Here is a 988-nt window from a genome sequence, read left to right on the forward strand (position 1 = left end):
CTAAAGCGTGTCGCGATTTAAGGGATTCAGGATTCCCATTGATTTGAGTTCGTGATTCATTGCGGTTGAAAGGAGACCGCGATGGGCAAGCCGCTACCGCTTGAGTTGCGTCGGCGTGTTGTTGCGTATGTCGATGAGGGACATGGTCACCGCGAGGCTGCGCGCCATTTCCGCGTTTCGCCTCGCTTTGTGAACAATCTGATCAACCTGCGCCGGCAGACCGGTTCGCTCGAAGCGCGCCGGCAGGGCCATGTGGGTGGCGGCAAGCTTGAGCCGCATGCCGAGTTTGTCCGCTTGCGGTTGGCCGAGACCGGCGAATTGACGCTGGATGAGCTTTGTGTCGAACTGGAGGTGCGTGGGGTGAGCGTGCACCGCTCCAATGTCGGACGCCTGCTCCATCGCCTGGGGCTCAGTCATAAAAAAAACTCTACTGGCCAGCGAGCAGCAGCGGGCCGACGTGCGCCAGGCGCGTGAGCTGTGGACCGGGCGGCGAAAGCGCTTCTTCAACAAGGCTTTGCCGCGGCTGATCTTCATCGATGAGACGTCGACCAACACCAAGCTGACCAAACGCACCGGCTGGGCGCCGAAGGGCGAGCGCTTGAGGACACATGCGCCATTCGGCAAATGGCAGACGCAGACCTTCATCGCCGGGCTGCGATGCCACGGTCTTGTCGCGCCATGGATCGTCAACGCGCCGATGAATGGCGCCATCTTCGAACGCTACGTCGAAACGCAGCTCGCTCCCGAACTGTCGCCCGGTGATGTCGTCATTCTCGACAATGTCGGCTTCCACAAGAATGAGCGCGCCGCCCAACTGGTTCGCCAAAGGGGCGCATGGCTCTTGTTCCTGCCGCCATACTCACCCGATCTCAATCCGATCGAAATGGCCTACTCAAAACTCAAGGCGCGGCTGCGAAAGAAGGCGGCCAGAACCTTCGATTCCCTCTGCGAGGCGCTCGGCGATATCTGCCACCTGTTCGAGCCGGCC

Annotated in this window: 2 protein-coding genes; both read left to right on the forward strand. The window is 60.7% G+C overall.

Annotated features, from left to right (window positions below; genetic code table 11):
- Positions 1 to 81: 81 nt before the first annotated feature.
- On the forward strand, positions 82 to 474 hold the full coding sequence (locus NKJ77_RS32345; protein ID WP_352512672.1) for an IS630 transposase-related protein: 393 nt from the start codon (positions 82 to 84) through the stop codon (positions 472 to 474).
- Positions 458 to 988: IS630 family transposase (locus tag NKJ77_RS32350; RefSeq protein ID WP_352536389.1), on the forward strand; the 531-nt coding region annotated here is incomplete at its 3' end. The genes NKJ77_RS32345 and NKJ77_RS32350, both read left to right, overlap by 17 nt.

Origin of the sequence: Mesorhizobium sp. M0052 (assembly GCF_040323255.1) — a bacterium.
In the GTDB taxonomy this organism is placed as follows: Bacteria; Pseudomonadota; Alphaproteobacteria; order Rhizobiales; family Rhizobiaceae; genus Mesorhizobium.